The 26941-nt window shown below is 55.4% G+C and carries 23 protein-coding genes, 1 tRNA gene and 1 pseudogene; 11 read left to right on the forward strand and 14 right to left on the reverse strand.

Translation table 11 applies throughout. The features are described from left to right. Positions 1–10 precede the first annotated feature (10 nt). From dppC to CKO_RS21290, 7 genes are all read right to left on the reverse strand, one after another. Positions 11–913, reverse strand: coding sequence for a dipeptide ABC transporter permease DppC (gene dppC, locus CKO_RS21260; RefSeq protein WP_012135676.1), 903 nt, complete (start codon positions 911–913; stop codon positions 11–13). Positions 914–922: 9 nt separating this feature from the next. Then, a complete protein-coding gene (dppB, locus tag CKO_RS21265) occupies positions 923–1942 on the reverse strand; it encodes a dipeptide ABC transporter permease DppB (protein WP_012135677.1) in 1020 nt (339 codons plus the stop codon). 196 nt (positions 1943–2138) lie between these two features. Further along, positions 2139–3746: a dipeptide ABC transporter periplasmic-binding protein DppA gene (gene dppA / locus CKO_RS21270; RefSeq protein WP_012135678.1), complete on the reverse strand. Its 1608-nt coding sequence runs from the start codon at positions 3744–3746 to the stop codon at positions 2139–2141. A 709-nt stretch (positions 3747–4455) separates the two neighbouring features. Beyond that, positions 4456–4532, reverse strand: a tRNA-Pro gene (locus tag CKO_RS21275). Between the two features lie 91 nt (positions 4533–4623). Beyond that, positions 4624–6315: a kdo(2)-lipid A phosphoethanolamine 7''-transferase gene (gene eptB / locus CKO_RS21280; RefSeq protein ID WP_012135679.1), complete on the reverse strand. Its 1692-nt coding sequence runs from the start codon at positions 6313–6315 to the stop codon at positions 4624–4626. Between the two features lie 213 nt (positions 6316–6528). Continuing rightward, positions 6529–7731, reverse strand: coding sequence for an L-lactate MFS transporter (locus CKO_RS21285; protein ID WP_024131048.1), 1203 nt, complete (start codon positions 7729–7731; stop codon positions 6529–6531). 252 nt (positions 7732–7983) lie between these two features. After that, complete coding sequence (locus CKO_RS21290) at positions 7984–8688, reverse strand: autotransporter outer membrane beta-barrel domain-containing protein (protein ID WP_012135681.1); 705 nt, start codon at positions 8686–8688, stop codon at positions 7984–7986. Positions 8689–8846: 158 nt separating this feature from the next. On the opposite strand from CKO_RS21290, the gene tag reads away from it, so the two are divergent. Together tag and CKO_RS21300 are read left to right on the forward strand one after the other, a co-directional pair. After that, positions 8847–9428, forward strand: coding sequence for a DNA-3-methyladenine glycosylase I (gene tag, locus CKO_RS21295; protein ID WP_012135682.1), 582 nt, complete (start codon positions 8847–8849; stop codon positions 9426–9428). After that, complete coding sequence (locus CKO_RS21300; RefSeq protein WP_012135683.1) at positions 9406–9837, forward strand: N-acetyltransferase; 432 nt, start codon at positions 9406–9408, stop codon at positions 9835–9837. Before tag ends, CKO_RS21300 begins: the two co-directional genes overlap by 23 nt. On the opposite strand, the gene CKO_RS21305 is transcribed toward CKO_RS21300, so the two are convergent. Further along, positions 9815–12148: a molybdopterin guanine dinucleotide-containing S/N-oxide reductase gene (locus CKO_RS21305; RefSeq protein WP_024131049.1), complete on the reverse strand. Its 2334-nt coding sequence runs from the start codon at positions 12146–12148 to the stop codon at positions 9815–9817. The two genes, CKO_RS21300 and CKO_RS21305, sit on opposite strands and share 23 nt — an antisense overlap. Before the next feature lie 166 nt (positions 12149–12314). Here CKO_RS21305 and CKO_RS21310 point away from each other — a divergent pair, with 166 nt between their 5' ends. The 6 genes and pseudogenes from CKO_RS21310 to ghrB all read left to right on the forward strand — a co-directional run bounded on the left by CKO_RS21310 (position 12315) and on the right by ghrB (position 18279). Continuing rightward, complete coding sequence (locus CKO_RS21310) at positions 12315–12977, forward strand: OmpA family lipoprotein (protein WP_012135687.1); 663 nt, start codon at positions 12315–12317, stop codon at positions 12975–12977. Positions 12978–13125: 148 nt separating this feature from the next. Further along, positions 13126–14142 (forward strand): LacI family DNA-binding transcriptional regulator, encoded by a 1017-nt coding sequence (locus CKO_RS21315; RefSeq protein ID WP_024131050.1) that lies wholly within the window; start codon positions 13126–13128, stop codon positions 14140–14142. 100 nt (positions 14143–14242) lie between these two features. Continuing rightward, entirely contained in the window at positions 14243–14992 is a 750-nt protein-coding gene (locus tag CKO_RS21320) for a sugar phosphate isomerase/epimerase family protein (protein ID WP_012135689.1), read from the forward strand. A gap of 3 nt (positions 14993–14995) precedes the next feature. Further along, positions 14996–15934: a sugar kinase gene (locus tag CKO_RS21325; RefSeq protein WP_012135690.1), complete on the forward strand. Its 939-nt coding sequence runs from the start codon at positions 14996–14998 to the stop codon at positions 15932–15934. 68 nt (positions 15935–16002) lie between these two features. Then, positions 16003–17282, forward strand: a pseudogene (locus tag CKO_RS21330) (MFS transporter). Between the two features lie 22 nt (positions 17283–17304). Next, positions 17305–18279 carry a glyoxylate/hydroxypyruvate reductase GhrB gene (gene ghrB, locus CKO_RS21335; RefSeq protein ID WP_012135692.1) on the forward strand — a complete coding sequence of 325 codons (975 nt, stop codon included), beginning with the start codon at positions 17305–17307 and terminating at the stop codon, positions 18277–18279. A 93-nt stretch (positions 18280–18372) separates the two neighbouring features. Here the strand turns inward: ghrB and CKO_RS21340 are convergent, their stop codons facing one another. Further along, positions 18373–19083 carry a DUF3053 domain-containing protein gene (locus CKO_RS21340; protein WP_024131051.1) on the reverse strand — a complete coding sequence of 237 codons (711 nt, stop codon included), beginning with the start codon at positions 19081–19083 and terminating at the stop codon, positions 18373–18375. A 356-nt stretch (positions 19084–19439) separates the two neighbouring features. Between CKO_RS21340 and CKO_RS21345 the strand changes: the two genes are divergently transcribed. Together CKO_RS21345 and cspE are read left to right on the forward strand one after the other, a co-directional pair. Next, positions 19440–19730: an HTH-type transcriptional regulator gene (locus CKO_RS21345; protein ID WP_012135694.1), complete on the forward strand. Its 291-nt coding sequence runs from the start codon at positions 19440–19442 to the stop codon at positions 19728–19730. A 280-nt stretch (positions 19731–20010) separates the two neighbouring features. Further along, positions 20011–20223, forward strand: a complete 213-nt coding sequence (gene cspE / locus CKO_RS21350) for a transcription antiterminator/RNA stability regulator CspE (protein ID WP_000014594.1) — start codon at positions 20011–20013, stop codon at positions 20221–20223. Between the two features lie 114 nt (positions 20224–20337). Here cspE and glyS read toward each other — a convergent pair whose 3' ends face one another. The 3 genes from glyS to CKO_RS21365 form a co-directional block, all read right to left on the reverse strand. Continuing rightward, the gene (glyS, locus tag CKO_RS21355; RefSeq protein WP_012135696.1) at positions 20338–22407 is read right to left on the reverse strand and encodes a glycine--tRNA ligase subunit beta; all 2070 of its coding nucleotides are present in this window, start codon (positions 22405–22407) and stop codon (positions 20338–20340) included. A 9-nt stretch (positions 22408–22416) separates the two neighbouring features. Next, positions 22417–23328: a glycine--tRNA ligase subunit alpha gene (glyQ, locus tag CKO_RS21360; RefSeq protein ID WP_001168544.1), complete on the reverse strand. Its 912-nt coding sequence runs from the start codon at positions 23326–23328 to the stop codon at positions 22417–22419. A gap of 95 nt (positions 23329–23423) precedes the next feature. Continuing rightward, a complete protein-coding gene (locus CKO_RS21365) occupies positions 23424–23726 on the reverse strand; it encodes a YsaB family lipoprotein (protein WP_012135698.1) in 303 nt (100 codons plus the stop codon). Between the two features lie 189 nt (positions 23727–23915). Here CKO_RS21365 and CKO_RS21370 point away from each other — a divergent pair, with 189 nt between their 5' ends. Continuing rightward, a complete protein-coding gene (locus CKO_RS21370) occupies positions 23916–24911 on the forward strand; it encodes an acyltransferase (protein WP_012135699.1) in 996 nt (331 codons plus the stop codon). A gap of 7 nt (positions 24912–24918) precedes the next feature. Here the strand turns inward: CKO_RS21370 and CKO_RS21375 are convergent, their stop codons facing one another. Both CKO_RS21375 and xylB read right to left on the reverse strand, forming a co-directional pair. Beyond that, complete coding sequence (locus CKO_RS21375) at positions 24919–25272, reverse strand: YiaA/YiaB family inner membrane protein (RefSeq protein WP_012135700.1); 354 nt, start codon at positions 25270–25272, stop codon at positions 24919–24921. A gap of 174 nt (positions 25273–25446) precedes the next feature. Continuing rightward, entirely contained in the window at positions 25447–26901 is a 1455-nt protein-coding gene (gene xylB / locus CKO_RS21380; protein WP_012135701.1) for a xylulokinase, read from the reverse strand. Between the last annotated feature and the right edge of the window lie 40 nt (positions 26902–26941).

Raw genomic sequence — 26941 nt, forward strand, 5'->3', positions numbered from 1 at the left:
CTCGAACCTCTTACTGCTTCAGTTTGGGATCGAGCGCGTCACGCAGACCGTCACCCATCAGGTTAAATGCCAGCACCGTCAGCAGGATCGCCAGACCCGGGAAGGTCACGACCCACCAGGCACTTTGTGCGAACTGCAACACGTCGGAGAGCATGGTGCCCCACTCCGGTGTCGGCGGCTGCGCACCCATGCCGAGGAAGCCCAGGGCGGCCATATCGAGAATGGCGTTAGAGAAACCGAGCGACGCCTGAACGATCAGCGGCGCAAGGCAGTTCGGGAAGATATTGACGAACATCTGGCGCATCGCGCCTGCGCCCGCCACGCGGGAAGCGGTAACGTAATCGCGGTTCACCTCCACCAGCACGGCGGCGCGGGTCAGACGCACGTAGTGCGGGAGCGCCACAAAGGTCAGCGCCAGCGCGGCGTTACCGATAGAGGGGCCAAAGATCGCCACCAGCACCAGCGCCAGCAGCAGGCTTGGCAGCGCCAGCATGATATCGACGACGCGCATGATGATGTTATCAACAATGCCGCCGAAGTAACCCGCGACCAGGCCGAGCACAATCCCCATCACCAGCGACAGCACCACCACCAGGCAGCCCACCAGCAGCGACAGACGTGCGCCATACATCAGGCGCGACAGCACATCGCGACCGACATCATCCGTTCCCAGCAGGTGCGCGATACTGCCGCCTTCCTGCCACGCAGGTGGCGCCAGCAGCACATCGCGGAACTGATCTGCCGGGTTATACGGCGCGATGACGTTCGCGAACACCGCAATCAGGATCATGATGACGACATACGCCAGACCGACAACCGCACCCTTGTTGCGTTTAAAATAGTGCCAGAACTCCTGCAACGGGGTCATCGGCACCGGTGCAGAGATAACTTTATTTTCAGTAACCTGTGACATGATGGCCCCTTACTTCTTATGACGAATACGCGGGTTCACCACGCCGTACAGCAGGTCGACCAGCAGGTTGACGAGAATAATCATCGTCGCTACCAGTAACACCCCGCCCTGTACGACCGGATAATCGCGTCGTTGCAGCGCATCAATCAGCCAACGGCCAAGGCCAGGCCACGAGAAGATGGTTTCGGTCAGGATCGCCCCTGCCAGCAGCGTCCCTACCTGCAAACCGATAACGGTCACGACCGGCAGCATCGCGTTACGCAGCGCGTGTACGATGATGACGCGCATCCTTGTGAGACCTTTGGCGCGCGCGGTACGGATATAATCTTCACCCAGCACTTCCAGCATGGAGGAGCGGGTCATACGCACGATAACCGCCAGCGGTATCGTACCGAGCACCATCGCAGGCAGGATCATGTGCGCGACAGCATCAATAAAGTTGCCCTCTTCGCCCCAGATAGCCGTGTCAATCAGCATAAAGCCGGTTAACGGATTGGAGTCATCAAGGAACACCATATCGCTGACGCGCCCGGAAACCGGCGTCAGGTTCCATTGCACCGATACCAGCATGATCAGCATCATGCCCCACCAGAAGATAGGCATAGAGTAACCGGTCAGCGCCAGGCCAACAGCGGTATGATCGAAAATGGAACCGCGCTTCACGGCGGCCAGCACGCCGACCGGAATCCCTACTGCGGTGGCGAAAATCATGGCGCAGACGCCAAGTTCCAGCGTCGCTTTAAAGCGAGGCACGAACTCGTCCCACACCGGCAAACGGCTTTTCAGCGAGATGCCCAAATCGCCATGCATCACCCCCCAGATGTAATGGAGGTACTGCTGCCACATCGGTTTATCCAGACCGAGTTCAGCCAGCAGTTGAGCATGACGCTCAGGAGAGATACCACGCTCACCTGCCATGATCATGACCGGATCGCCCGGGATCATATGGACGAAGGCAAAGGTGAGAAGGGTGATACCGATAAACGTGGGGATGACGAGTCCCAAACGTCGGAGGATGAACTGCAACATAACCCGGATTCTCTCTAATGACGCGCCGCCTGGTGACAGTGCGTCTGTATTGCTCACAAATCTTATCCCACGGCATACGCCGCCGTGGGGTAAAGCATTACGCCGGGTGGCGCTGCGCTTACCCGGCCTACGATCGTAGGTTCGTGCAAACGCAGCGCCGCCGGGCATGGGGTGCTCAGGCACCCCTGGCTTTTAATTATTCGACAGAGACGTTTTCAAAGTGGTGTTTGCCCAGAGGATCAACCACATAGCCTTTGACTTCTTTACGCACAGGTTCGTACACGGTGGAGTGAGCGATGATCAGCGCAGGCGCCTGGTCATGCATCACCACCTGAGCCTGTTTGTAGAGTTCAACACGCTTGTTGTGATCGTCAGTGGCGCGCGCCGGTTGAATCAAGTCTTCAAACGGCTTGTAGCACCAGCGAGAGTAGTTGGAACCGTCTTTCGCCGCAGCGCAGCTAAACAGGGTCGCGAAGAAGTTATCCGGGTCCCCGTTATCACCGGTCCAGCCCATCATCACCGCCTGATGTTCACCTGACTTCGCACGCTTGAGGTATTCACCCCACTCGTAGGTGACAATCTTGGCCTGTACGCCAATCTTCGCCCAGTCAGCCTGAATCATCTCAGCCATACGGCGAGCGTTCGGGTTGTACGGACGCTGTACCGGCATCGCCCACAGTTCAACGGTGAAGCCTTTATCCTGGCCCGCTTCTTTCAGCAGCGCTTTGGCTTTTTCTGGATCGTAGTTGTAGTCTTTAACGTCGTCGTTATAGCCCCACATGGTCGGCGGAATCAGGTTCTTGGCTTCAACGCCCGCGCCCTGATAAACCGCTTTAATGATCGCCTCTTTGTTCACCGCGTAGGTCAGCGCCTGACGGACTTTCACGTCATCAAACGGTTTCTTCTCGGTGTTGAAAGAGAGGTAGCCGACGTTCAGACCCGCCTGCTCCATCAGGTTGATGTTTTTGTCCTGCTTCATGCGCGCGATGTCCGCCGGGTTCGGGTACGGCATCACCTGGCACTCATTTTTCTGTAGCTTGGCGTAACGCACGGACGCGTCAGGCGTAATGGAGAACACCAGACGGTCGATCTGCGGCTTGGTGCCCCAGAAACCATCAAACGCTTTATACAGAATGCGGGAGTCTTTCTGGTACTGCAACAGCTGGAACGGCCCCGTACCGATTGGGTTCAGATCCACTTTCTCCGGCGTACCGGCTTTCAGCATGTTGTCAGCATATTCTTTAGAGAGGATGGAGGCGAAGTCCATCGCCAGGTCAGCGAGGAACGGCGCTTCTGGACGGGTCAGCACGAACTGAACGGTGCTATCGTCCACTTTCTTCACTTCACTTATCAGGTCTGGCAGACCCATCCCTTCGAAGTATTCATAGCTGCCGCCAGACACTTTGTGGTACGGGTTTTCGGCATTTTTCTGACGATCGAACGAGAACACCACGTCATCGGCGTTGAAATCGCGCGTCGGTTTAAAGTCTTTGCTGTCCTGCCACTTCACGCCCTGACGCAGGTGGAAGGTGTAGGTTTTGCCGTCTTCGCTGACATCCCACTTCTCAGCGAGGCCTGGAATAACTTCGGTTGTACCGATTTTAAATTCCACCAGACGGTTATAGATAGGTACTGAGCTGGCGTCATAGGTGGTGCCGGAGGTAAACAGCTGCGGGTTGAAGCCTTCTGGAGAACCTTCTGAACAATAAACCAGAGTTTTAGCCTGTACACTTGCTGCGACGGTCATGGCCACCAGGCTCAGACCAAGCTTCAGCATCCCTGACTTCTTCAAGGAAATACTCATTCTTCTGCTCCAAATGTGATGTTGTTGTTTTACCCTTTGCAGTGGGTTTGCACCGCCTGGCCTTTTTTGTTTTTTACCCGGCCGGGTCGGCGTTAAGAGGATGGGGATTCCGTTCACATAAGCGCCTGAGTTGCAGTGCGGATTCTCCATGAAATGCCCCTCATGCCCTACAATCTGTCAACAGAATGTGAAAACGTCAATACAGGCAACCATGATTTACAACAACGGTGAGAATTCACAAACAAAGATTAAAAAAACTTCAAACGACTATTTTCAGCAGGGAAATTTGTGCTACTCCGTTAACACCAGAATTAATCGCTTCATATTTCGCAACATTTGGTGATTAACGTTTGTGCAGATTGTGAAAAATTTCTGACGAAATGCTGCATATCTGAGCGATTAATATCACGAACGCTAAAACGCACAGCGGAAAATGCTGGGCTCAGCCATAAGTAACGCAAAAAAAAATTTAAGCAAAGATAAAAAAAGGCAATGGAATATGTCACAAAAACGTGAACAAACAGTGAGAAGTGATGCACATTTTTTGCCAATGGCGAAATCGCCCGTAGGCCGGATAAGGCGCCTGCGCCGCCATCCGGCGTTGCCGAAAGTGGGCGACCGATCCCGCCTGATGGCGCTGCGCTTATCAGGCCTACAATGCTGAATTCCAGGCAGCAAAAAGCCAGCCCGTAGGCTGGCTTTTCTGAATTGGTCGGTGATAGAGGATTCGAACCTCCGACCCCTTCGTCCCGAACGAAGTGCGCTACCAGGCTGCGCCAATCACCGAATGCGGGGCGCATCTTACTGCTCAGGTGCGCGCCCGTCAATCCCTTAGTTTGAAAATGCCATTCAATCGGCGAGAAAGTCAGCAGACCGCTTACTGCACCGCTGCATTCTGTTCAGCCGGAATATGGCACCAGTCGTTGTTTTCGTTAATTCCGCCATCTGGCGAGGTGTAGCCGAGACATCCCATCACCGTGTCATACAGCTCCACATGACGGCGCGGCGTTTTCATCGCCGCCGCCTGTTGCAGGCGCGCAAGCATCTGCGCATGCTGCGGGTTCTCCAGATACTTATCCGACATCCACACCAGCATTGGCACCCGGAACTGTTCTGGCGGCGCCATCTTGCGCGGCGTGCCGTGCAAATGCTCGCGCTCATTGATCGACTCGCCGTGATCGGCGGCGTAAAACACAATGGCTTTCTTATCGCGCAGCTGATCGAACACGCGGGTAATAAAGTGATCAACATAGCTCACCGAGTTATCGTAAGAGTTGATCATCTCCGCTTTTGTGCAACCATCGTCAACACCGACACACTCCGGCGTCCACTGCGCAAAGCTGCGGGGATACCGCTGCGTATAGTTATAATGCGACCCTTTGGTATGCATCACGATCAGGTGTTTCCCGTCAGGGGTTTGCGCTAACGAACGCTGCATTTCATCCACCAGCAACATATCATCAACCGTCTTACCCCGGTTGCGCGGCTCCGCGCCGATTTGCTCACGGTAGGCAATGTTATCCGCCATCGTATTGCTGTAGAACCACATTTCGCTCTGCATCGCATACAGATCGGCGCTAAACCCTAACTGCTTCAGCACCGCAAAAATGTTTTGCTCTTTCAGCGTACGCTGCGGATTCTCCGACGCGCCACCCTCGCGCACAAACATACAGCGCAGCGAAAGTTTGGTCGCGGTATCACACGACTCACCCCGGAACGCCGCGAGATTTTTTTCCTGCGCCAGCTTCGGCGTCGTGTTCCGCTCGTAGCCGAAGATGCCCATATGATCCCAACGCGTGGTTTCGCCGATGATAAACACAACATACGTGTCATCAATGCCTTCTGGCGCAACATAGGTAAACTTCTTCGCCGGGTTCATCAGCGAGTTATTATCCGACGACTCATCCACCTGCGCCCAGGCGTACAGCCCTAAAGCCGACAGCCAGTTCGACGGTAAATAAGAGTTCGCCACCACGCCGCCATAGCTCGGCAAATCGATACCCGTTGTTCGTTCAACACTCTTTTGCTGAACGTCGAGCAGGCGAATCGGCGCCCACACCATCACCCCAGCCAGAACCACCGCCGCCACGCTGCGAACGCGCTGGCCCGGCGTGCGTAACTGCCGCAGCAGGGTGTAACGACAGCGGTTACTCCAGATAAAGACCAGCGGCAGAATGCTCACCACCACCAGCCACAAAATGAAGTGCCAGCCGACGACCTCTTTCGATAAATCGATATCCGTGGTCATCACGGAGGCAATAATGCCGTAGCCGATCACCACGTTCAGGAGGGTCATGTAATAGCTGGCGCTCGCGGAGAACAGCACCACCAGCGTAGCCAGAACCCGCCAGACGCGGCGACCAAACAGGGAAAGCAGACGGAGTAAGAAGAACGTGGCGAGAACCGTGGCCCCAAGTTCAACCACTGCCGAGAGGCCTTTCCAGACGGTAAATTCCTGCGCATAGCTGCCGAACCGGCGGTAAAACACTGCGCAATTCATAAACAGGCCGATATAGAGCGCAAGCAAGAAGCTCAGCTTCTGCTGCGTCATCGATTTAATGTATTTCATGCAAGCAACCCCTGGAAATCGGGATAAAAACCACCCGCAAAAGGCCATTCCAGACCGGGCAGGTGGATAAATGCGGTAACAGCAGATGTCAGACAGTCTACACGCGCGGGTATGTAGACCACAGGGAAGCGTAAAAGTGTCGGAAGAATAAGCAAGCGGCCCGGATATTTACAAAAATATCCGGGCCGGGAAGTGGTTAAATGATGAATAAAATCAGGCGTGAGCCTCTTTAAAGACGCGGCGCTGAGGCTGGCGAATCGTGGTCGAGAGCGCCAGAGAGAGGATCAGCAGAGCGAAAATAACGCAGAAGGTGACGTAGAACCCACCGAACAGCGAGGCGATAATCGACCCGCAAATACTGCCAATCCCAAAGCCCAGGTAAATCACGCCGTAGTTTTTCGCCAGGTTATTCAGGCCGAAGAACTCGCTCACCAGCGACGGGAACACCGTGATCGTACCGCCGAAGTTAAAGGCGACGCAGGCAATCGCGGCAAAGAACGTCACATCATTCAGCGGCGCGAACAGTAACGCTGCCATCCCGACCAGCGAGACAACCTGACCGAGGGTAATCACGCGGATACGGGCGATTTTGTCAGACAGAATACCCAGCACCAGGCGGCCTGACAGGTTAGCGATGGAAATCACCGTGACCGCGTTGGCCGCCGAAGCAACATCCATATGCGCCAGCCCCTGAGCAATGTCTTTCGCCACACCGATGACATACAGACCGCTCATGCAGGCCGTCAGGAACATCACCGCCAGCATCCAGTACTGCGGTTTACGCATGGACTGCGCCAGGGTGAAGTCGTTTTCCACCACCCCGTTTACCGCTTTAACATCCTGATTCGGCGCGTCTTTCATCAGCGTTGAACCAAAGACAATCATCACCAGCACAATCGCGCCCCAGATCATAAATGTCTTTTCCAGACCGACCGTCGCCAGCAGTTGGCTGTCGATGAATTTGAAGCCGAGGCTACCGAGGCCATAAGAACCAATCGCGAAGGCGGAAATCAGCCCTTTACGTTCCGGGAACCATTTTACGCAGTTAGACAGCGTTAACAGGTATCCCGCCCCGTCCGCCAGGCCAACCAGCACCCCGGCGCTCAGCCACAGCATCATAAGGTTGTTGGAATGCGCTGTTAAAAAGAAGCCGATGCCCAGTAAAACACCTGATGCCATCGTGACGCGTTTTACGCCGAAACGTTCCTGTAATTTACCCGCCACGGAAGAGGAGATCGCCAGTCCCAGGCTCAACAAGCCAAATGAAAAGGCCACCTGGCTGACGGGCTCATCCAGTTTCGCAGAGAGCGCGCCATTAAACAGGCTCCAGGTGTAAACAGAACCTAACGCAAATTGTGTGATGATGGTGCCGATAAGCGTCAGCCAACGGGTACGCTGATAATCAGAAGTTTTCATGGCAGTCTTCCTGCATAAACAAAGGAGAAATTCACTGCTGACAACAATAACGAAGTGCTTTTTATGCAGGGGAAAAACGGCATGAAATGCCATCAGAACGGAATGAAATGCCTGGATTGCGGAATGAATGACGAGACAAAGACTGCGCAGCGTGATTTTTTTAAGGTCAGTTAGTACCTACTATCGCTGTACAGCTTGTTATTAAAGAGACTTAATTGTAAAAAACTTGTTTTTATTACGTGCGTATTCTCGTTAAAATCTGGCGCTAACGCCCAGGGTGTACAGGTAGTCGCTATTGCTTGCGCTGTTATCTGCCTGAGAGAGCGCCGCATACGCCGCGATATGCGGGTTCAGTAGCATATCCGCCCCCACCGTCACATCCAGCCAGTTGCCATTCTGATCCGCCGCCGTCATTCGACTCAGCCCCGACTGCGCTTTCCAGATGTTCTCGCCGTATTGCTGGTTATAGCTGATTTGCGCCCAGGGACGGATCTCGCCAAACTGCGAATTCACCCGCCAGCCCAACGTACTGACGCTGGCATGCCACAGAGGGTCGGTCAGCGCCTGCGCCGTCACGCTGTCGCCAAATTCATTAAACATCGAGGTGGTTGAGCCGTCGTAATGCAGGCTGGCGACCGGCCCGGTCGTCACGCGCCCGGCAAGCGGAAAATTCCAGCCCATGCTCATGCCGCTGGTCGCGTCCAGTGGCGTTTGATCGGCCAGACTCAGCACAGGGCCTGGCGCATTCTGGCTGGACCGAATCCGCTCCGCCAGAATATCGTTGTAACTTGGTTGGTGATCGCTGTCCCATGTATAGCGTTCTGTCGTATGACCCGATACGGCATCAGCGATATATTCTTGTTGCCAGGCATATGCTGTGTTAGTGAAAATTGCACAGACGATAACGCTCGCCAGGCAGTACCACACCTGGCGACCACTGCATTTTTTTATAATCATCAACGCGACTCCAGAGAAGAGCCGAATTCGGCGATATTATTGTCATTGTTTGGCGGTTCCAGGGCTTATTAGCCCTGTATTAAATATTGTCTTTTTAGCTGGCGCGTCAAGGCGGGCCGAATGAAATTTTTGCGGTAGTCAAAACAGCGAGGAAGAGTATGCAGCGTTGCGGATGGGTCAGTCAGGACCCACTATACATCGCCTATCACGACAAGGAGTGGGGCATTCCCGAAACCGACGGCAAAAAGCTGTTTGAGATGATCTGCCTTGAAGGCCAGCAGGCGGGGCTTTCCTGGATCACCGTGCTGAAGAAACGGGAAAACTATCGCGCAAACTTCCACCACTTTGATCCCGTTCGCGTCGCGGCGATGCAGGAAGACGACGTTGAGCGTCTGTTGCAGGATGCGGGCATTATTCGCCATCGGGGAAAAATTCAGGCCATCATCGGCAATGCCAGGGCGTATCTCGCGATGGAGCAAAATGGCGAACCGTTTGCTGAATTCGTCTGGTCTTTTGTCGAAAACCAGCCGCAGGTAACGCGCGCCGCCAGCCTGAGCGAGATCCCCACCTCAACCCCCGCGTCGGATGCGCTGGCAAAAGCGCTGAAAAAACGCGGCTTCAAGTTCGTCGGCACCACCATTTGCTACTCCTTTATGCAGGCGTGCGGGCTGGTCAACGACCATATCACGGGCTGTTTCTGCCATCCTGGAGGTCAGCATGATTCGCGAATCCCGGACTGACGATATGGCGTCAATTTTGACGCTCTGGATGGAAAGCACGATCTATGCCCACCCGTTTATCGAAGCGCGCTACTGGCGCGAAAGCGAAGCGATAGTGCGTGACGTGTACCTGCCCGCCGCGCAGACCTGGGTGTGGGAAGAAGCAGGTTCACTGAAAGGCTTTGCCAGCGTGATGGAAGCGCGCTTTTTGGGCGCGCTGTTTGTCACGCCAGACGCGATCCGCAGCGGGATTGGCAAGGCGCTGGTGCAGCATGTTCAGCAGCGCTTTACCGCGCTCAGCCTGGAGGTTTACCAGAAAAATCAGTCGGCGGTGAATTTCTACCATGCGCTGGGTTTTCGTATCGAAGACAGCGCATGGCAGGAAGATACACAGCATCCGACATGGATTATGGGCTGGCAGGCGGATTAAACGCCGTAAGCGTCAGCGAAGGGCCGGTATACTTTTCAATCCACGCCAGCGCGGTGTTGCCCGCACAGCCGTTCCCCAGTCGCGAGCTGGGGAGATCTTTGGTCAACACGTTTACCGCGCCATTTTTACAGATGCCGCCAGCCGACACCTCTAAATCCGGCCATGCCCCTTCATGAATGCAGATAACGCCGGGTCTAATGCCCTCCGTCACCACCGCGCCCGCCAGAATTTGTCCTCGGTGATTCCAGACCCGCACCGTGTCGCCGTCGGCAATGCCCCGCGTCTGCGCATCCTGCGGATGCAGAGTAATCGGTTCGCGCCCCGCCACCGCATACTGTTCACGAAGCTGGCTGTAGTTAAGCTGGCTGTGCAGACGATGCGCCGGATGGGCGGACAGCACCTGTAGCTGACCGGGTTCGGCATTGCCGTGCCATTCGTCTGGCTCCAGCCACATTGGGTGTCCTGGGCAGTCCGCATAGCCGTAGTCCGCAATTCGCCGGGAATAGATCTCTATCTTGCCGCTGTCCGTTTTCAGTGGATGCGCGTCGGGGTCGCGGCGGAAATCCGCAAAGCGGATAAACTGCGCGTTGGCCGCATTCTCCGGCATTTCAATCAGATCGTTGGCTTCCCAGAACTGTGCAAACGGCGGCAGCGTCACCTGCTGGCTGGCGCCGCGTTGCCCGGCGATGTTGTAGAAGGTTTCCAGCCACTCAAGCTCGCTTTTCCCTTCGGTGAAGCGCGCATGACCGCCCGTTTCCCAGCGCTCGCTCAGTTCGGCAAACACGTCAAAGTCATTACGGGCCTCATCACGCGGCGGCACAACCTGCTTCATCGGCACCAGATGCTGGTTGCTGTAGTCGCCGGTCATGGTTAAGTCGTTACGTTCATAAGAGGTCGTGGCAGGTAACACGATATCGGCATGTTTCGCCGCAGCGGTCCAGAAACATTCGGAGATCACCACCAGTTCCGGCTTTTGCCAGGCGCGAATCAGACGGTTGGTATCCTGATGATGCGTAAAGTTCGCGCCGCCAGCCCACCAGACGAAGCGGATATCCGGGAAATGGCGGTTCATACCGTTGTGCTGATAGGGCGCGCCGGGATTCTCCAGCGCCTCGACAATGCGCGCCACCGGAATTTTGTCTACCGCATCGGTGCCGCCTGGCAGACTGCCCTGCATTGAAGCCAGTACGGCGGCGCGGCGCGTCGGGTTTCCCCCGTTGGCGAAATGGTACGAGAGGCCAAAACCGCCGCCGGGCGTGCCAATTTGCCCTAACATAGCGGCAAGCGTTACCAGCATCCAGTGTTTTTGCTCGCCGAACTGCTGACGCTGCATTCCCCAGCCAGACATCAACATAGTGGTGTTTTTATGGAAGAGTTCCGCCAGTTCGTGAATTTTAGCAGCGGATACGCCGCAAATATCTGCGGCCCATTCCGCCGTTTTCGCCACGCCGTCGCTCACGCCCAGCAGATAGTCGGCGAATGTCTCGTAACCGGTCGTGCAGCGCGCCAGAAACGCGTCATCATGCCAGCCGTTTTTCACCAGCGTATGCGCAATCCCCAGCATCAGCGCCACGTCAGTCCCCATATGCGGGGCGATCCACTCCATCTTATCGCCAAAGAACGCCGCGCTTTCCGATCGCATTGGATCGATGCAGATCAGCCGTTTCCCGCTGTTGCGCAGCGCGGCAAAGTAAGCAATGCCCTGCTCATCCGACGCATTCCAGGCAATTTTTAGCGTATTCAACGGGTTGGCGCTCCATAGCACCACCACGTCACTGTGTTCCAGCACAACCGGCCAGCTGGTCTGCTGCTGGTAGACTTCGTTTCCGCCCACCACATACGGCATGATGGCCTGCGCCGCCCCCGTGGAGTAATCCCCCAGATGCCCGGTATACCCGCCCGCCAGCGCCATATAACGCTGCAACAGGGTGGAAGCTTTATGCAGCACGCCATTCGAACGCCAGCCATAAGAACCGGCAAAAATCGAGGACGGACCATATGTTTCACGAATACGTTTGTGCTGGGTATGGATCAGATCCAGCGCCTCATCCCAACTCACCCGCACAAATTCATCCTGACCGCGCACGCCCTGTGGCTTCTCTGGCGAGGCGAGAAATCCTTTACGCACCATCGGGAAACGCACCCGGGTAGGGCTGTGAACCTGGTCGCGCACGACGGTTTGCAGGGAATTGAGATGCGAAGTGGGCAGCGCCCCGCGAGACGCGAGAATCGTCTCGCCGTCAGTGTCGACCCGGACAGGTCCCCAGTGGGCGGCAGTTAATACCGAATAGTGCGATGGTGCGTTGATCAAAATGCGCTCCTGAATGCGATGCAGGTGTGACGGCTTATTTATTATGCCGCTCAATGTTACTTACAAATTTAAGAGTCTTCCCTGGAATTTTCTTCATGTTCGCACGTCATAATCAACCGCCACCGTCGCTGTGGCGAAAAAATAAAAAAGTCATTAAGGAACTAAGATGAAAAAACGTGTTTTGGTCATTGCTGCTATCGTGAGCGGCGCCCTGGCAGTATCTGGCTGCACAACAAACCCTTACACCGGCGAGCGCGAAGCGGGTAAATCCGGCATTGGCGCGGGCATTGGTTCTCTGGTCGGCGCAGGCGTCGGCGCACTCTCCTCTTCCAAGAAAGATCGCGGCAAAGGCGCGCTGATTGGCGCAGCGGCAGGCGCGGCGCTGGGCGGCGGCGCTGGCTATTACATGGACGTACAGGAAGCGAAACTGCGTGACAAAATGCAAGGAACGGGCGTGAGCGTGACGCGAAGTGGCGATAACATCATCCTGAATATGCCGAATAACGTCACCTTCGACAGCAGCAGCGCAACCCTGAAACCGGCAGGCGCCAACACGCTGACCGGCGTGGCGATGGTGCTGAAAGAGTACAACAAAACCGCCGTTAACGTAGTGGGCTACACCGACAGTACCGGCGGGCAGGATCTGAACATGCGTCTGTCGCAGCAGCGCGCGGACTCCGTGGCCAGCGCGCTGATCACCCAGGGCGTTGCCGCCAACCGCATCCGCACCAGCGGCATGGGCCCGGCGAACCCGATCGCCAGCAACAGCACCGCCGAAGGTAAAGCGCAAAACCGCCGCGTGGAAATCACCTTAAGTCCGTTGCAGTAATCGTTGTGCCGGGTGGCGACAGCGCCACCGGGCACATCGCCGGATGGCGGCTTCGCCTTATCCGGCCTACATTCTTATCCGGCATGAAGCGCTTGCCATCGTTGATTTTCGCGTTAAGGTGTTGTCACCAAATTCAGGGAAATCAGCGATGAGCAAATCAACACGGGCAACCATCAGCGATGTGGCGAAAGCCGCTAAAACCGGAAAAACCAGCATTTCACGCTATCTCAACGGCGAGAAGCATTTGCTGTCCGATGCCCTGCTGGCGCGCATTGAAAAAGCCATTGCCGAACTCGACTATCGCCCAAGCCTGATGGCCAGAGGCCTGAAACGCGGCCGTACCCGCCTGATTGGCCTGATCATCGCCGATATTACCAACCCCTATTCCGTTAACGTGTTGAGCGGCATTGAAGCCGCCTGCCGCGAGAAAGGGTTCACTCCACTGGTCTGTAACACCAACAATGAGGTGGATCAGGAACTGCACTATCTGGATCTGCTGCGTAGCTACCAGGTGGAAGGCATCGTGGTGAACGCCGTCGGGATGCGCGAGGAGGGGCTGAACCGCCTGCAACAGTCGGCGCTGCCGATGGTTCTGATTGACCGTAAAATCCCTGATTTCGCCTGCGATGTCGTGGGTCTGGATAACACCCAGGCGGCAACAACCGCCACCGAACATCTCATTGAGCAAGGGTTCGAGGCGATCCTGTTTCTCAGCGAACCGCTCGGTATGGTCAATACCCGCCGCGAGCGCCTGAACGCATTTCGTGCGACGCTGGCGCGTTATCCTGGCGTGGTGGCGGAAAACGCCGAGGTGCCGCTGGCGGAAAATACGCAACTGGATAACACCCTGCGCCATTTTCATCAACAGCACCGGGGGATGCGCAAAGCCGTGATCTCCGCTAACGGCGCGCTCACATTGCAGGTCGCCCGTTCGCTCAAACGCATTGGTCTTAACTGGGGCAGCGACATCGGCCTGCTCGGTTTTGACGAACTGGAATGGGCAGAGCTGGCAGGCGTCGGCATCACCACGCTGAAACAGCCGACCTGGCAAATTGGTTTTGCCGCTGTCGAGCAGGTTGTACGCCGCATTGAAGGGGGCAGCGACGCGATTCACGAGCAGGTTTTCTCCGGCGAGCTGATCGTTCGCGGCTCCACCGCCCGCTAATTTTCCTTCGTGATGGTGATCATAATTTCGACACACTGCACTTTTCTTTGGAACCGGTTCCATCTAGCGTAATAGCAAGAGCGATAGATTTGGAGTTCCCATGCAAAGAAAAATTATGGTGGTCACCGCCGCCTATGGCTACGACCAGGTGCGTGCCGCAGGCGGGCAAACCGCGATGCTGCCCATCATTGCCGGAGCGGGGGCGGATGGCGTCGAGATTCGCCGTGAAATGTTCACTGACGCCGAGCTTAACGCGCTCCCGCTGCTGGCGGCCGCCATTGACATTTTCGGCCTGCTGGCCTGCTATTCCGCGCCGGAACCGCTGTTCCTGGAGGATGGCAGCCTCAACCCCCACCTTCCCGACCTGTTACAGGAAGCCCGCACGCTGCAAGCGTGGTGGCTGAAAGTGTCGCTGGGTCATTTTGAACGCCAGGATCAGCTCGACACCCTGCGTGACTGGCTGGAGAGCAGCGGCATGGCGCTGGTGGTGGAAAATGATCAAACCGCCTGCGGGAAATTGCGCCCGATGCAACGCTTCAATGCCGCCTGTCAGGTACAGAACCTGCCCATCAGACTGACGTTTGATATGGGGAACTGGCTGTGGGTAGGCGACTCGCCGGAAGACGCCGCACGCTACCTGGCGCCCGCCGTCGGCTATATCCACGTTAAAGCCGCCACGCCCCATCACGACAGTTTCCGCGCCGTTGCGCCGGATGACGCCGACCCCCGCTGGCTGGCGCTGCTGAACGCGCTGCCTGTTGATGTACCGCGCGGTATTGAGTTCCCACTGGAAGGGCAAGATTTGACGGCGGTGACTCGTCGCTACGTCGATTTGTTACGTGAGGAGTAACGCATGAAAAATTCTCTGGATGTCATCACGATTGGTGAAGCGATGGCGATGTTCGTCGCCACGCAAACGGGCGATCTCGCGGACGTAGACGCGTTTATCAAACGCGTCGCCGGGGCCGAACTTAACGTAGCGACCGGCCTGGCGCGCCTGGGGTTAAACGTCGGCTGGGTAAGCCGCGTCGGTGATGACAGCTTTGGCCGTTTTGTCCTTAAGTCGCTTGAAAAAGAAGGGATTGATGCGCAGGGCGTCACGCTGGACGGACGTTACGCCACCGGCTTTCAGCTTAAATCTAAAGTCGAAAATGGAACCGATCCCATTGTGGAATATTTCCGTAAAGGTTCCGCTGCAAGCCACCTTTCCGTGGACGATTACCACGATGCGTACTTCTCCGGCGCGCGTCATCTGCACTTAAGCGGCGTTGCGGCGGCGCTTTCCGCCAGCTCTTATGAATTGCTGGCACATACCGCCCGCACCATGAAAGCACAGGGCAAAACGATTTCATTCGATCCGAATCTGCGCCCGGTGCTGTGGAAAAGCGAAGCCGAAATGGTGGAAAAACTTAACCGCCTCGCCTTCCAGGCTGACTGGGTGCTGCCCGGTCTGAAAGAGGGAATGATATTAACCGGACAGCAAACGCCTGAGGGCATTGCCGATTTTTATCTGCGCCACGGCGTGAAAGCGGTGGTGCTGAAAACCGGCGCGGATGGCGCCTGGTACAAAACCGCTGAGGGCGAGCAAGGCTGCGTCGCACCGGTGAAAGTGGACAACGTGGTCGATACGGTTGGTGCGGGCGATGGCTTTGCCGTGGGCGTGATCAGCGCCCTGCTGGAAGGCCGCACGCTGCATCAGGCAGTGACGCGAGGCAATAAAATTGGCGCGCTGGCGATTCAGGTTCAGGGCGACAGCGAAGGATTACCCACTCGTGAAGCGTTAGGCGAATAAACTTCACGCAATGATAACAGCCCCCTGTACCCTACATACAGCGGCGGCATAGTGACAGAGGCAGGCCTATGACAAGCTCAACAAATGCAGCAAAACGCTGGTGGTACATCATGCCTATCGTGTTCATCACGTACAGCCTGGGTACCTGGATCGCGCAAACTTCAGCTTCGCTTCCGCAGCGGGGATTAACGAAGACCTCGGCATCACGAAAGGGATCTCCTCCCTGCTGGGCGCCCTGTTCTTCCTCGGTTATTTCTTCTTCCAGATCCCAGGCGCGGTGTACGCCGAGCGTCGCAGCGTACGTAAACTAATTTTTATCTGCCTGATTTTATGGGGGGCATGCGCATCGCTGACCGGGATGGTGAGTAATATCCCAATGCTTGCCGCCATCCGCTTTATTCTCGGCGTCGTGGAAGCGGCCGTTATGCCCGCCATGCTGATTTACATCAGCAACTGGTTCACAAAGTCAGAGCGTTCGCGCGCCAATACGTTCCTGATTCTCGGCAACCCGGTGACGGTGCTGTGGATGTCTGTGGTTTCAGGCTACCTGATTCAGGCGCTCGGCTGGCGTGAAATGTTCATTATTGAAGGCTTCCCCGCCATCATCTGGGCGTTCTTCTGGTGGGTGCTGGTGAAAGACAAACCGTCACAAGCTGGCTGGCTGACGGAGTCAGAAAAAGCCGCGCTTCAGGCGCAGCTGGAAAAAGAGCAGCAGGGCATCAAAGCGGTACGCAATTACAGCGAGGCATTCCGCTCACGCAACGTCATCCTGCTGTGCATGCAGTATTTCACCTGGAGTATCGGGGTGTACGGGTTTGTTCTGTGGCTGCCGTCCATCATCCGTAGCGGCAGCGCGAATATGGGTATGGTGGAAGTCGGCTGGCTCTCTTCAGTGCCGTACCTGGCGGCGACAATCGCGATGATCGTTGTCTCCTGGGCATCCGATAAACTGCAAAACCGTAAACTGTTCGTCTGGCCACTGCTGTTGATTGCCGCCTTTGCCTTTATCGGCTCATGGGCCGTTGGCGCGAACAACTTCTGGCTCTCTTATACCCTGCTGGTTATCGCCGGTGCGGCGATGTATGCCCCTTATGGCCCGTTCTTCGCCATTATTCCTGAAATGCTGCCGCGTAACGTCGCGGGCGGCGCAATGGCGCTGATCAACAGTATGGGCGCGCTGGGCTCTTTCTTTGGTTCATGGTTCGTCGGCTATCTCAACGGCGCAACCGGCAGCCCGGCCGCCTCGTACATTTTTATGGGGGTGGCGCTTTTCGCCTCAGTATGGCTAACTTTAATTGTTAAGCCTGCTAACAATCAGCAATTACCGATTGGCGCACGCCACGCTTAAACCTTAACTCACGGAGATCCGCATGAAGCCGTCCATTATTCTCTACAAAGCGTTACCTGACGATTTACTGCATCGCCTGGAAGAGCATTTCACCGTCACGCAGGTGCCAAATCTTCGCCCGGAAACGGTAGAACAACACGCCCAGGCTTTCGCCAGCGCGGAAGGTTTGTTGGGCTCCAGCGAAACCGTCAATAGCGCACTGCTGGAGAAGATGCCAAAACTACGCGCAGCATCGACCGTCTCCGTGGGTTATGACAATTTTGATGTGGCTGCCCTCAACGCGCGCAGCGTATTGCTGATGCACACGCCGACCGTGCTGACGGAAACCGTTGCGGATACGGTAATGGCGCTGGTGCTGAGCACCGCCCGCCGCGTGGTGGAAGTGGCCGAACGCGTCAAAGTGGGGGAATGGACAAAAAGCATCGGGCCAGACTGGTTTGGCACTGATGTACACCACAAAACGCTGGGGATTGTCGGGATGGGGCGCATTGGTCTTGCGCTGGCGCAACGCGCTCACTTCGGCTTTAACATGCCGATTCTCTACAACGCCCGCCGCCATCATCCTGAGGCGGAAGAACGCTTCAACGCCCGGTACTGCGATCTGGACACCCTGTTACAGGCGGCGGATTTTGTCTGCCTGATCCTGCCGCTGACGGAAGAGACACATCACCTGTTTGGCGCGGCGCAGTTTGCCAAAATGAAGTCCTCCGCCATTTTCATTAACGCAGGGCGCGGCCCGGTCGTGGATGAAACCGCGCTGATTGCCGCCCTGCAAAGCGGTGAAATTCATGCGGCGGGTCTGGATGTGTTTGAACAAGAACCGCTGCCGGTCGATTCGCCGCTGCTGTCGCTGCCGAACGTTGTGGCGCTGCCGCACATCGGCTCCGCCACCCATGAGACGCGCTACAACATGGCCGCCTGCGCGGTGGATAACTTAATTGATGCGTTACAAGGCAAGGTGGAGAAGAACTGCGTGAACCCGCAGGTCGCAGGATAATAAATGGCCGGGCGGCGGCGTTGCCCTGCCCGGCCTACAACGTTGCTTAACCGTATGCCCGATCGACGCCAGCGCCATCGGGCATAAACAGCGTTACTGGATCGCGTTTACCGCAGTGGTCCAGGCCTGATTAAATGCCTGGTGCTGAGACGCCAGCGGCCCAATCAGCGTGTTGTACTGGCTGGCCTGCTGTGACGTCGGGAACTGAATGCCGTTCGCGACAAAGCTCACCTGCGTATCCTGCTGCGCCACAAAGTCGCCGACCTGCACCAGTTGCTGCGTGAAAATTTGCGCAGCCGGAATCAGCGGCTGTAACGCCTCCGAAGGCGCCGTCACCACTTTACTGTAAACCTGATCAAAGACCGGTTTCAGGTCGTCGGACTGTTTCAGCGCGCTGTGCGCGGCATCTGCCTGCAATTTCGCATTCTGCAACTGCTGACCCAGCACGCCCAGAGAACCATTTGCCTGACGCAGCGGCTCGCGCTGGGTGACATAGTCCTGAGGAACGCGGATCGCATTGACGCTATCCACAACCGGACGCAGACCGGAATCCATCGCCTGATTCACCTGCTGCGAATAGCCATACAGGATCGCATAATCAGACACGAACGGACCAAATTGTTTTTTCTGATCGGCGGTCAACGTCGGCAGACGCTCCCCGCTACGCATCGCAGTATTCTGCAGGAAATCAATAAACGCTTTACGCTGATCACCTTCTTTATCAAAACACCCGCTCAGGCTAACTACCATTAATAACGCCATAACAGGCGCAAACCAGCGAGAGCAGGACTTACCTGTCGCCATTTTAATACTCCTTTCACCCAAAAATGCGCACAACGATGCCGCGTGCCTGACGCTGACAAGGATAGTCCAGGACAGCCTTGCAAGATACCCTTTCTGCGTAATCTTGCCGTGGAATATTATACGAAGAAACGGCCAGCTTTTTTACGTGATAAAATTTTTGTTATCTTTACAATTGCGCGCCGTCGATCCGATATGTCGGCCTTTTTCAGATCCTTAGCCAACGCGCGATCCTGACCGGAATGCGCTGAAACGAATCCACTTCTTTGCCGCTTCCAACCGGCTTCACGTTTCCCGACTATTCTTAATGAGCTTCGATGAAATTCACGATCCCGCTGTGTGATTTATAGGAGTTCTCAATGGAATACAAAGATCCTATGTTTGAACTGCTGAGCAGTCTGGAACAAATTGTTTTTAAAGATGTATCGCAGACGATTATCCTGACAAACAAGCCCAACCCTTTTACAGAGTTTGAACAGTTACGAAGAGGAACCGGGCTAAAAACAGATGATTTTGCCCGGGCGATGGGCGTAACCGTTGCCACGGTGCAGGAATGGGAATCCAGACGGGTAAAACCGTCGAGTACCGAGTTAAATCTGATGCGCCTGATCCAGGCCAACCCAGGTTTAAGTAAGCAGTTGATGAAATAGATTATTGCCTGATTTTTTCGTTTAACGGTCCTGTTAAGGGGCCGTTTCCCGACAGACTTACCCGAAAGAAGTAAAATAAAAGTTGCATCCACAAGCGTTACATGAGTTAATGCGTCCAACGGTTTGACGTACAGACCATTAAAGCAGTTTAGTAAGGCAGTCCCCTTCAAGAGTTATCCGTTGATACCCCTCGTAGTGCGCATTTCCTTAACGCTTAAAAAATCTGTAAAGCACGCCATATCGCCGAAAGGCACACTTATTTTTTAAAAGGTAATACACTATGTCCGGTAAAATGACTGGTATCGTAAAATGGTTCAACGCTGATAAAGGCTTCGGCTTCATCACTCCTGACGATGGCTCCAAAGACGTGTTCGTACACTTCTCTGCTATCCAGAACGACGGTTACAAATCCCTGGATGAAGGTCAGAAAGTTTCCTTCACCATCGAAAGCGGCGCTAAAGGCCCGGCAGCTGGTAACGTAACCAGCCTGTAATCTTAGCTTTATAAGCTCAGAATTGAAGATCCCTGCCAATCGGCGGGGATTTTTTTTACCTTTTTCCCCATAAAAAAACCTGCCAGATGGCAGGTTTTTTTTATTGCGACGAACTTACTGCAACAGGGAAATATCCGCTACTTGCAGGAACAGCTCACGCAGTTTCGCCAGCATAGAGAGGCGGTTGATGCGCAGATCTTTGTCATCAACCATCACCATCACTTTTTCAAAGAACGTATCGACCGGTTCACGCAGTTCAGCCAGTTCGACTAACGCTTCCTGGTAACGACCTTCAGCAAACACGGGTTCAAGTTTGTCACGCAGAACCACAACTTGCAGAGCCAAAGCAATTTCCTCTGGTTCCTTCAACGTTGCCGCATTGACACGATCGTTCAGCACTTCGTCGGACTTCGCCAGAATGTTGGACACACGTTTGTTCGCCGCCGCCAGCGCGGAGGCTTCTTCCAGCGTGCGGAAGTGCGACACGGCCTTCATACGGGCATCGAAATCCGCCGGACGGGTCGGACGACGCGCCAGAACCGCCTGAATGGTGTCCACGGTGTAACCTTCATCCTGATACCAGGCGCGGAAACGACCGAGCATAAAGTCGATAACGTCATCAACCACATTCGCGTTGGTCAGCTTGTCGCCGTACAGACGCGCCGCTTCTTCGGTCAGCGTTTTCAGATCCAGATTCAGGTTCTTCTCAACGATGATACGCAGCACGCCCAGCGCGGCACGACGCAGCGCGAACGGGTCTTTATCGCCTTTCGGATGCTGACCGATACCGAAGATCCCCGCCAGCGTGTCCATCTTGTCGGCAATCGCCAGCGCGCAGGCAACCGGGTTAGACGGCAGGTCATCACCGGCAAAGCGCGGCTGATACTGCTCGTTCAGCGCGACAGCTACATCTTCCGCTTCGCCGTCATGGCGCGCGTAGTGCATCCCCATGACGCCCTGCGTGTCGGTGAACTCAAAGACCATGTTGGTCATCAGGTCACATTTCGACAGCAGGCCCGCACGGGTAGCGTGGTTGACATCCGCGCCAATTTGTTCAGCAATCCAGCCCGCCAGCGCCTGAATACGGTCGGTCTTGTCGCGCAGCGTACCCAACTGTTGCTGGAACAGCACGGTTTGCAGACGCGGCAGGTTATCTTCCAGACGTTTTTTACGGTCGGTATTGAAGAAGAACTCGGCATCTGCCAGACGCGGACGCACCACCTTCTCGTTACCGGAGATGATTTGCTGCGGATCTTTAGATTCGATGTTCGCCACGAAGATAAAGTTCGGCAGCAGTTTGCCGTCTGCGGCGTAAACCGGGAAGTATTTCTGGTCGCCCTTCATGGTGTAAACCAGCGCTTCAGACGGCACCGCGAGGAATTTCTCTTCGAATTTCGCCGTCAGCACCACCGGCCATTCCACCAGCGAAGTGACCTCTTCCAGCAGGCTCTCGCTCAGGTCAGCGTTACCGCCAATCTGACGCGCCGCTTCTTCTGCATCGGCTTTGATTTTCGCTTTACGCGCTTCGTAATCAGCAACAACTTTACCGCGCTCCAGCAGGATTTGCGGATACTGGTCAGCAGTGTCGATGGTGATTTCCGGCTCGCCCATAAAACGATGGCCGCGAATGACGCGATCGGACTGGATACCCAGAATCGTTGCCGGAATGAGCTTGTCGCCCAGCAGCAGCGTTACGGTGTGTACCGGACGCACGAAGTGAACGTCAGACGCGCCCCAGCGCATCAGTTTCGGAATCGGCAGTTTCGCCAGAGAGGTGGCAATCATGTTCGGCAGCAGCGCTTCTGCGCTTTCGCCTTTCACATGCGCGCGATACAGCAGCCATTCGCCTTTGTCAGTGGTCAGACGTTCAGCCTGGTCCACGGTAATGCCGCAACCACGCGCCCAGCCTTCCGCCGCTTTGCTCGGTTTGCCTTCCGCGTCAAACGCCTGGGCAATCGCCGGGCCGCGTTTTTCAACTTCGCGATCGGGTTGAGAAGCAGCAAGATTCGCCACTTTCAGCGCCAGACGGCGCGGTGCGGCGAACCACTCTACGTTGCCGTGTGCGAGGCCAGCGTTATCCAGCTCCGCAGTAACGTTCGCAGCAAAGGACTCCGCCAGGCTGCGCAGGGCTTTTGGTGGCAGCTCTTCAGTGCCGATTTCCACCAGAAAAGTTTTCTCAGACATGGCCGCCTCTTATTTGTCTTTGTTGCACATCGGGAAGCCAAGGGCTTCACGGGAAGCGTAGTAAGCTTCTGCCACTGCTTTGGTCAGGGTGCGAATGCGCAGGATGTAGCGCTGACGCTCGGTAACGGAGATGGCTTTACGCGCATCCAGCAGGTTAAAGCTATGGGCGGCTTTCAGAATACGCTCGTAAGCAGGCAGCGGCAGCGGGTTTTCCAGCGCCAGCAGTTGCTGTGCTTCTTTCTCATACTGTTCGAAACAGGTGAACAGGAAATCCACATCGGCGTATTCGAAGTTGTAGGTGGATTGCTCCACTTCGTTCTGATGGAACACGTCGCCATAGGTGGTTTTACCCAGCGGGCCGTCGCTCCAGACCAGGTCGTAAACGCTGTCTACGCCCTGAATGTACATAGCCAGACGTTCCAGGCCGTAGGTGATCTCACCGGTAACCGGCTTACACTCCAGACCGCCAACCTGCTGGAAGTAGGTGAACTGAGTCACTTCCATGCCGTTCAGCCACACTTCCCAACCCAGACCCCAGGCGCCCAGCGTCGGGTTTTCCCAGTTATCTTCCACGAAACGGATATCGTGGATAGTCGGGTCCATCCCCAGCTCTTTCAGAGAACCGAGATACAGCTCCTGGATGTTATCCGGCGATGGCTTAATCACCACCTGGAACTGATAGTAGTGCTGTAAACGGTTCGGGTTTTCGCCATAGCGACCATCGGTCGGACGACGAGAAGGCTGCACATAGGCAGCCGCCATCGGCTCTGGCCCCAGCGCGCGCAGACAGGTCATTGGGTGAGAAGTCCCCGCGCCGACTTCCATGTCCAATGGTTGAACAATGGTGCAGCCCTGGCGAGCCCAGTAATCCTGTAAGGTCAGGATCAAGCCCTGGAAGGTCCTGGTATCAAACTTTTGCATATTATTTCGTGCTGGATACGTGTGGATTTAAAGGAAGGGATCAGTATACCCGCTGACCGCAAGATATACAGTACGAAACGGGAAAAAGGGGGAACTTAGCGCATGGAAAGATGTAAAAACTGCCCTTCTGCGTCAAAAGAGCAAACAAAACTCTCTTTGCGGAAAGTATTGCCGCGCATCTCATAGCTACCCTGGTATTGCTCAAAACCGGTCACATCAATTTTCTGCGTGCCGGTGTTATAACGCCGCGCCGCCTGCGCTTTGCACAATGCTTCCATATCCAGTGAGCGTTCCGGGTTCACGTTGACCTTCTGCGCCTTCTGAACCGGCTGCGCCGTCGTCGCGCATCCCACCAGCAGGAGGGTTAACAGCGCCGGAAAAACAGACTTCATCATCATTTTTATTACCGCCTTATTTGCCGGTCGCTCTTATTATTATTAAGGTTAGGGTTTAGCCCAAAAGACAGGCGCATTTTGCGAATCTCGCTGAGCCATCACAAGCTTTAGCGTAAAAACTCAGAATATTCCAGTGAGATACCGCGCCAATAAACAAGTCAGACCCTATTTAAAACGGAAGCAGAGGAACTGATGCAACCCAAAATATACTGGATTGATAATTTGCGAGGGATCGCCTGTTTAATGGTCGTGATGATCCACGCCACCACCTGGTACGTCACCAATGCGCAAAGCATCAATCCGTTTAGCTGGGATTTTGCCAATGTCTTGAACTCCGCCTCACGCGTCAGCGTACCGCTGTTTTTTATGATCTCGGGCTATCTCTTTTTTGGCGAACGTAGCGCCCAGCCGCGACATTTCCTGCGCATTGCGCTCTGCCTGCTGTTCTATAGCGCCGTCGCGCTGGTATATATCACCCTTTTTACGTCGATTAACGCAGAGCTATCGCTGAAAAACCTGCTGCAAAAACCGGTGTTCTACCACCTGTGGTTTTTCTTCGCGATCGCGGTGATCTACCTGGTATCGCCGTTAATACAGGTTAAAAACATCAGCGGCAAAATGCTGTTGGTGCTGATGATCGTCATTGGCGTTGTCGCCAACCCCAATACCGTGTCGCAAAAAATCGGCGGATTTGAGTGGCTCCCCGTTAACCTGTATATCACTGGCGACACGTTTTACTACATCCTCTATGGCATGCTGGGCCGGGCGATTGGCATGATGGAGACACAAAAACGTTCGCTGACCTGGATAAGCGCCGCGCTTTTCATTACGGCGGTATTGATTATTTCGCGCGGAACGTTACATGAACTCAACTGGCGCGGAAATTTTGCCGATACCTGGTACGTCTATTGCGGCCCGATGGTGTTTATTTGCGCCGCGTCGCTGCTCACGCTGGTCAAAAATACCCTGAATACGCGCACGGTTCCCGGGCTGGCGCTGATTTCCCGCCACTCACTCGGTATTTACGGGTTTCACGCGCTGATAATCCATGCGCTACGGACGAATGGCGTGGAGTTTAAACGCTGGCCGCCGCTGGATATCGTATGGATTTTTACCCTCACCCTGGCCGGAAGTTTGCTGCTGTCGATATTGCTACAGAAGGCTGATACGCGCAGGCTGGTCAGTTGACCGGCCCTTATTCGTCATCAGAATACGTGGCGTACATATCCGTACCCAACAGACTCACGCCCAGCCCCAGAAGGCACATCACTTTGACGGCGACCGGTAAATCAATATTCCATAGACCGACAAAAAGCATACCTGCGGCGAGAAGTAACAGATATTTGCACCGGGTGAGCAGACGCTCATTTCCCGTCGGCTCCTGGCGTATTAACAGGGGAAAACCACTCATCACCATTATCGCAAAAAAATAGCCCTTATCGCTCAACGAGTGGCAAGCAGGCCACAGCCCTGTCAGATAGACCAGCGCACCGCCCGCCAGCATGATTAAACCGACCAGACGCTTCCTGCGCGCAACCTTATCGTCCATATCACTCTCCTTATGCTTTGCCGATTCACATTAAGACAAGAAATAAGAATGGAAAAGACGATAACCGGACAATAACGTGAAAATCAGAAAACACACATATTGATTTCGATATATATCGAGGCAATCAATATGAAATAAGAATTCCTTCCGGCCACTGCCGGAAGGAATAGCGGATTAAGACATGAGCGATAATAACTGCTGATAAATGCGGCGGAACGTTTCGCGACGTTCAAGGTAACGCGCATGGCGTTCAGCATCAGGGAAATGCGCTTGCTCCAGCGGAAGCTGCGGTAATAAATCAGATAATGGTTGCTCTTTATTCATCGCAATTTGCGCCAGACGCGCGGCACCCAATGCCGGGCCTACATCTCCGCCGGTACGGTAATCAAGCTGTAGCCCGCTGATATCCGCCAGCATTTGTCGCCAGTATTCACTGCGCGCCCCGCCGCCGATCAGCGTCACGCTGCCGGGTTTCACGCCACAGGCATGCACAACATCCATGCCATCCGCCAGCGCATAACCGACGCCTTCCAGCACCGCCCGCGCCAGCTCTGCGGGGCCATGCTGATGCGTAAGGCCAAAGAATACGCCCTTCGCCTGCGGATTATTATGCGGCGTGCGTTCGCCGGAAAGATAAGGCAGGAACCAGACGGCATCCGCGTTATCATCCGCCTGGCGTGCCGCGTCAATCAGCGCGGGAACAGACGCCTGACCGGTTAATTTCGCCGCCCAGTCCAGGCAGGATGCCGCGCTCAGCATGACGGACATCAAATGCCAGCGTTTGGGCAGCGCGTGGCAAAAACTGTGTACCGCACTTTCTGGTTTACTGAGAAAACCGTCGCTCACCGCAAAATAGACGCCTGATGTTCCCAGCGACAGCATGGCCTGACCCGCATTGATCATCCCCACGCCCACCGCGCCCGCCGCGTTATCTCCGCCCCCTGCAACAACAGGCACCGCAGGCATCCCCCAGGAGTGCGCCACCTCAGGCAACACCGTACCGGTGATGTCGCTGCCTTCGTACAGAGCGGGCATGTGCTCACGGGTTAGCTGACAAGCGTTGAGCATGGTGTCGCTCCAGTCACGCGCTGCGACATCCAGCCACATCGTTCCCGCCGCGTCCGACATATCGCTGGCAAAATCCCCCGTCATACGCAGACGCAGGTAATCTTTAGGTAGCAGCACCTTTGCAACCTGGCGGAAGATATCCGGCTCATGGCGCTGAACCCACAGCAGTTTTGGCGCGGTAAAGCCGGGCATCATCAGATTGCCGGTAATGGCACGAGACTGCGGAACCTGCTGCTCAAGCAGCGCGCACTCTTCACCACAGCGTCCGTCATTCCATAAAATCGCCGGGCGTAGCACCTTCTGGTGTTTATCAAGCAACGTGGCGCCGTGCATCTGCCCGGCAATCCCCAGCGCCTTTACATCACGCAATGAATGCTCTCGCCCCAGCGCTTTTACGGCGCGATCCGTCGCCAGCCACCACTGTTCGGGATCCTGCTCCGACCATAATGGATGCGGGCGAGAGACGGACAGTTTCTCCGTCTGCGAGGCCAGCACGTCTCCCTGCTCATTCAGCAGGATGGCTTTCACACCGGACGTGCCCAGATCTATCCCGATATACATCGTGACCACTCCTTTATCGATGCGCCGCGTTGGCTAAACG

The organism is Citrobacter koseri ATCC BAA-895, assembly GCF_000018045.1.
Taxonomy (GTDB): Bacteria; Pseudomonadota; Gammaproteobacteria; order Enterobacterales; family Enterobacteriaceae; genus Citrobacter_B; species Citrobacter_B koseri.

Bases quoted from the DNA above. Each gene is read 5' to 3' on its own strand.
- dppC (WP_012135676.1), bottom strand. From the start codon at position 913: ATGTCACAGGTTACTGAAAATAAAGTTATCTCTGCACCGGTGCCGATG.
- dppB (WP_012135677.1), bottom strand. From the start codon at position 1,942: ATGTTGCAGTTCATCCTCCGACGTTTGGGACTCGTCATCCCCACGTTT.
- dppA (WP_012135678.1), bottom strand. From the start codon at position 3,746: ATGAGTATTTCCTTGAAGAAGTCAGGGATGCTGAAGCTTGGTCTGAGC.
- eptB (WP_012135679.1), bottom strand. From the start codon at position 6,315: ATGAAATACATTAAATCGATGACGCAGCAGAAGCTGAGCTTCTTGCTT.
- CKO_RS21285 (WP_024131048.1), bottom strand. From the start codon at position 7,731: ATGAAAACTTCTGATTATCAGCGTACCCGTTGGCTGACGCTTATCGGC.
- CKO_RS21290 (WP_012135681.1), bottom strand. From the start codon at position 8,688: ATGATTATAAAAAAATGCAGTGGTCGCCAGGTGTGGTACTGCCTGGCG.
- tag (WP_012135682.1), top strand. From the start codon at position 8,847: ATGCAGCGTTGCGGATGGGTCAGTCAGGACCCACTATACATCGCCTAT.
- CKO_RS21300 (WP_012135683.1), top strand. From the start codon at position 9,406: ATGATTCGCGAATCCCGGACTGACGATATGGCGTCAATTTTGACGCTC.
- CKO_RS21310 (WP_012135687.1), top strand. From the start codon at position 12,315: ATGAAAAAACGTGTTTTGGTCATTGCTGCTATCGTGAGCGGCGCCCTG.
- CKO_RS21315 (WP_024131050.1), top strand. From the start codon at position 13,126: ATGAGCAAATCAACACGGGCAACCATCAGCGATGTGGCGAAAGCCGCT.
- CKO_RS21320 (WP_012135689.1), top strand. From the start codon at position 14,243: ATGCAAAGAAAAATTATGGTGGTCACCGCCGCCTATGGCTACGACCAG.
- CKO_RS21325 (WP_012135690.1), top strand. From the start codon at position 14,996: ATGAAAAATTCTCTGGATGTCATCACGATTGGTGAAGCGATGGCGATG.
- ghrB (WP_012135692.1), top strand. From the start codon at position 17,305: ATGAAGCCGTCCATTATTCTCTACAAAGCGTTACCTGACGATTTACTG.
- CKO_RS21340 (WP_024131051.1), bottom strand. From the start codon at position 19,083: ATGGCGACAGGTAAGTCCTGCTCTCGCTGGTTTGCGCCTGTTATGGCG.
- CKO_RS21345 (WP_012135694.1), top strand. From the start codon at position 19,440: ATGGAATACAAAGATCCTATGTTTGAACTGCTGAGCAGTCTGGAACAA.
- cspE (WP_000014594.1), top strand. From the start codon at position 20,011: ATGTCCGGTAAAATGACTGGTATCGTAAAATGGTTCAACGCTGATAAA.
- glyS (WP_012135696.1), bottom strand. From the start codon at position 22,407: ATGTCTGAGAAAACTTTTCTGGTGGAAATCGGCACTGAAGAGCTGCCA.
- glyQ (WP_001168544.1), bottom strand. From the start codon at position 23,328: ATGCAAAAGTTTGATACCAGGACCTTCCAGGGCTTGATCCTGACCTTA.
- CKO_RS21365 (WP_012135698.1), bottom strand. From the start codon at position 23,726: ATGATGATGAAGTCTGTTTTTCCGGCGCTGTTAACCCTCCTGCTGGTG.
- CKO_RS21370 (WP_012135699.1), top strand. From the start codon at position 23,916: ATGCAACCCAAAATATACTGGATTGATAATTTGCGAGGGATCGCCTGT.
- CKO_RS21375 (WP_012135700.1), bottom strand. From the start codon at position 25,272: ATGGACGATAAGGTTGCGCGCAGGAAGCGTCTGGTCGGTTTAATCATG.
- xylB (WP_012135701.1), bottom strand. From the start codon at position 26,901: ATGTATATCGGGATAGATCTGGGCACGTCCGGTGTGAAAGCCATCCTG.